Raw genomic sequence first — 4356 nt, forward strand, 5'->3', positions numbered from 1 at the left:
GAGGCGCTGCGGGAGGCGGCGACGGCCGCGCTGCCGCCGGCCGTTGACGAGGTGCCCGAACTGATCCCGTACGGCTCCGACGCCAAGAAGGTCCTCGAACTCACGTTCCGCGAGGCGCTGCGGCTGGGCCACAACTACGTCGGCACCGAACACCTCCTCCTCGCGCTCCTGGAGTTCGAGAACGGGGAGGGCGTCCTGAGCGGTCTGGGCGTCACGAAGACGGCGACGGAGAAGGACGTGGCGCGGGCGCTGCGAGCGGTGACGGAAGGGTAGGTAGTAGCGCCGGTGGGGCCGCTTTTCGGGTGCGGGTGCGTTGTGGCTTGTCGCGCAGTTCCCCGCGCCCCCTGAAGGCATGGGCCTGGCGGCCCAGCCTTCATGAAAAGCACGGGGCGCGGCCCCGAGCGCTTTTCAGGGGCGCGGGGAACTGCGCGACAAGCCCCCACTCACCCGCACCCGCCGAACAAACAGCGCGCCCCCGAGCTCCTGGGCGCCCATTGTCAGACCCCCCTGCGACACTCACCCCATGACCGACCGGTGGGCTCTCGCTCCGACCGAGGACGGTGGCGTCGAGCTCGCCCCCCTCGGCCCGGACGGGCTGCCCGCAGGACCCGTGACACGGGAGCCGGACCTCGCGGAGGCCGTGCGGCGGCGGGAGCCGGACGTCGGGCGGTGGGTGTGGCGGGCCACCGCCGAGATCTACCCCCGGCTGCTCGCCGACGGCGTCCGCGTCGAGCGGTGCTACGACATCGAGGACGCCGAGACCCTGCTCCTCGGGCACGAGGGCCGTCTCGGCGAACCCCGCTCCGCGGCCGCCGCCCTCGCCCGCCTGCGCCGCGCCCCGGTCCCCCCGGACCCGCCGCTCCGCGCCGCGGAACCCGGCGCCCAGCCGTCCCTCTTCGAGCCGCGCCCCGTCCACGTCCCCCTCACCGATCTCATCGAGGTCTACGCGGACCAGCAGCGACGGCACGACACCACCGCCCACCCGGACCGGATGCGGCTGCTGACCGCCGCCGAGTCGGCCGGGATGCTCGTCGCCGCCGAACTGAACCGTGCCGGAATGCCCTGGCGGGCGGACGTCCACCGCCAGGTCCTGCACGAGATGCTCGGCGAGCGGTACGCGGGCGGCGGCGAGCCGCGGCGGCTGGCCGAGCTGGCCGACGAGGTGTCGCGGGCGTTCGGGCGCCGTGTGCGGCCCGATCTGCCGGCCGACGTCGTCAAGGCGTTCGGGCAGGCGGGCATCCGCATCCGTTCCACCCGGCGCTGGGAGATCGAGTCCCTCGACCACCCCGCCGTGAAGCCGCTCCTGGAGTACAAGCGGCTGTACCGCATCTGGGTCGCGCACGGCTGGTCCTGGCTCCAGGACTGGGTCCGGGACGGCCGCTTCCGGCCCGAGTTCCTCGCCCACGGCACCGTCACCGGCCGATGGGTCACCAACGGCGGGGGCGCGCTGCAGATCCCGAAGGTGATCCGCCGCGCCTGTGTCGCCGACCCCGGCTGGCGCCTCGTCGTCGCCGACGCCGACCAGATGGAGCCCAGGGTCCTCGCCGCGATCTCCCGCGATCCAGGGCTCATGGAGGTCGCCGGACGCGGCACCGACCTCTACCAGGCCGTCTCCGACCGGGCCTTCTCCGGCGACCGCGACCAGGCCAAGCTGGCCGTCCTCGGCGCCGTGTACGGGCAGACGTCCGGGGACGGCCTGAAGAACCTCGCCGCGCTGCGCCGCCGCTTCCCCAAGGCGGTCCAGTACGTCGACGACGCGGCCCGCGCGGGCGAGGAGGGCCGGCTGGTGCGGACCTGGCTGGGGCGTACGTGCCCGCCCGCGGCCGGGGCCTCCGACTCGGCGGGCGAGGAGGCGGGCATCCCCCAGGCCGAGGCCGCGCCGGACGGCGGCGACCAGGAGCAGACGACCGAGTGGGTGCCCGGGTACGCCTCCACCAACTCCCGCGCCCGCGGCCGCTTCACCCGTAACTTCGTCGTCCAGGGCAGCGCCGCCGACTGGACCCTGCTGCTTCTCGCCGCGCTGCGCCGCACCCTCGCCGGGATGGCCGCCGAGCTGGTCTTCTTCCAGCACGACGAGGTGATCGTGCACTGCCCGGCTGAGGAGGCGGACGCGGTGGTGGCCGCCATCCGGGAGGCGTCGGAGCTGTCGGGGCGGCTGACGTTCGGGGAGACACCGGTGCGCTTCCCGTTCACCACGGCGGTGGTGGAGTGCTACGCCGACGCGAAGTAGCCGCGGGGCGGACGGAGCCACCGGCCGAAGGCGCTCCCCCTCACCGCTCTCGCTCCCCTCGTTCCCCTCGTTCCCCTCACACCCCTCGCCCCGCTCACTCCTCCCCCAGCAGGCGGCGCAGTTCGCCCGTCACCGTCGACTCCGTGCCGTCGAGCACGGCCAGGGCGCGCCGCCATTCGTCGCGCGCCTCCTCGGTGCGCCCGACGGCCCGCAGGAGCAGGCCCCGCTGGTGGCGGGCGAGGCCGACGGCGTACTGGTCGGCGCGGCACACGGCGAAGTCGAGAAGGAGGGCGCACTCGCGGTCGGCCCGTTCGGCCTGCCCCAGCTCGCGCAGGGCCCGGACCAGACCGAGCCGCGTCTTGGACTCGCCCTGCCAGTCCTCGTCGTCGCCGAGGACCCACAGGCTCTGCTCGAAGCTGCGGACGGCGGCGGCCGGTTCACCGAGCCTGAGGTGGGCGTAGCCGATGTTGCAGTGCGCGGTGTGCCGTACGACGACGCTGTCGGCGATCTCACCGAGGGCGAGACTCCGCTCGTGGTGGGCGATGGCGGCCCGCGCGTCGGTGTGCTTGACCAGATTGCCGAGATGGCTGAAGGTGACGGCCTCGCCGTACGGGTCGCCGAGCTGCCGGGACAGCTCCAGGCTCTCGCGGAGTGCCTCCTCGCTCTCCTCGTACCGGCCGAGGCTCTCCAGCACGAGCCCCCGGTTGTTGAGGCACCGCCGTACACACGACACGACGCCGAGCTTCCGCCACAGCGTCAGGCCCTGGTCGTTGAGGTCGAGCGCGTCCGAGGCGCGGCCGGACATGAAGTGCAGCCCGGCCCGGTCGGTCAGCGCGAACGCCTCCGCCTCGTCGTCCCCCAGCGACCGCGCCACGTCCAGGGCGTACCCCCCGAGCACGTCCAGCTCGGCGAGCCGGCCGCCCCGGTGGAGGTAGGGGAAGAGGTGGCGGACGAGGGCGGGCGCGTACGCCGCCGTCCCGCCGTCACCGCCGGACTCGCGGGAGCAGCGCTCCACGAGGGCGACGATGTTGGGGAGTTCGCGGTCGCCCCAGGCGAAGGCCTCCTCGGCGGAGGCAAAGGGTTCCGTGGCGGTCGCCGCCGGTTCCGTCGGGGTCGTGCGGAGCCGTTCGTCGCGTTCGTGGCCGGGCGGGAGCAGCACCAGCAGGCTCTCCCGGGCACGGGCGGCATACCAGCGGAGGGCATCGGTGGTCCCGCCCCCGACGGCGAGGCGGGTCCTCGGGGCGGCCGGGGCGGCCGGGGCCGTCGTCCCGTCGGCCGCGCCGGACTGGGCTGTGTCGGTCCGGGCCGTGTCGGCGAGTTCGCGGGCGAAGTGGCGGACGAGGTCGTGGGGGACGTAGCGGCCGTACGTCGTCTCCTCCAGCAGGGCGACGTCGACGAGGCGGTCGAGGGCGTCCTCGGCGCGGCGTTCGTCGGTGCCGGCCAGGCGGGCGAGGAGGGGGGCGCCGTAGGCGGGCAGGTCGAGGGCGCCGATGAGGTGGAGGAGGTGGGCGGCGTCGCCGTCGGCCTCGCGGTCGGAGGCGCGCAGGGCCTCGTGGGCGACGGCGAGGGATCGGCGGACGCTCAGGTCGTCGTACTCCAGGTGGTGCAACCGGCTCTCGGTGGCGGCCAGTTGGCCCGCGAGCGCGTCCGGGGTGAGTGCGCGGCGGGCGGCGAGGCGGGCCGCGACGACGCGGAGGGCGAGCGGGAGCCGCCCGGTGAGCTCGACGAGGGGGTGCCCGGCGTCGAGCCCGGCCGCGCGTCCGGACGCGGCGCGCAGCAGCGCGGCGCTCTCGTCGTCCGACAGCGGGGCGAGCGGGAAGCGGTGGGCGCCGTCCAGCGCGGTGAGCGGGGAACGGCTCGTCACGATCACCGCGCACCCGGCGCCGGCCGGCAGCAGCGGGCGTACCTGTGCGGCGTGCGCGGCGTCGTCCAGCACCATCAGCGTGCGGGTCGGCGCGAGCGTCGAGCGGAGCAACGCGGCGGCCGCGTCCGGGTGTTCCGGGACACGGCGCGGGTCGGTGCCGAGGTCGCGGAGGAGGGCGGCGAGGGCCTGGGCCGGCGTGAGGGGTGTCATGCCCGGGGTCGCGCCGCGCAGGTTGACGTACAGCTGGCCGTCCGGGAAGCGG

Annotated in this window: 3 protein-coding genes; 2 read left to right on the forward strand and 1 reads right to left on the reverse strand. The window is 75.2% G+C overall.

What is annotated here, in order from left to right; genetic code table 11:
- On the forward strand, positions 1-273 hold a 273-nt coding region (locus AOK15_RS38610), incomplete at its 5' end, for a Clp protease N-terminal domain-containing protein (protein ID WP_276206256.1).
- Between the two features lie 250 nt (positions 274-523).
- Positions 524-2230, forward strand: coding sequence for a bifunctional 3'-5' exonuclease/DNA polymerase (locus AOK15_RS38615; protein WP_055523567.1), 1707 nt, complete (start codon positions 524-526; stop codon positions 2228-2230).
- Between the two features lie 94 nt (positions 2231-2324).
- Here AOK15_RS38615 and AOK15_RS38620 read toward each other — a convergent pair.
- Positions 2325-4356 (reverse strand): tetratricopeptide repeat protein (locus AOK15_RS38620; RefSeq protein ID WP_157870500.1); only part of this gene is annotated, 2032 nt, incomplete at its 5' end.

This window comes from Streptomyces ossamyceticus (assembly GCF_001418475.1).
GTDB classification, from domain to species: domain Bacteria; phylum Actinomycetota; class Actinomycetes; order Streptomycetales; family Streptomycetaceae; genus Streptomyces; species Streptomyces ossamyceticus.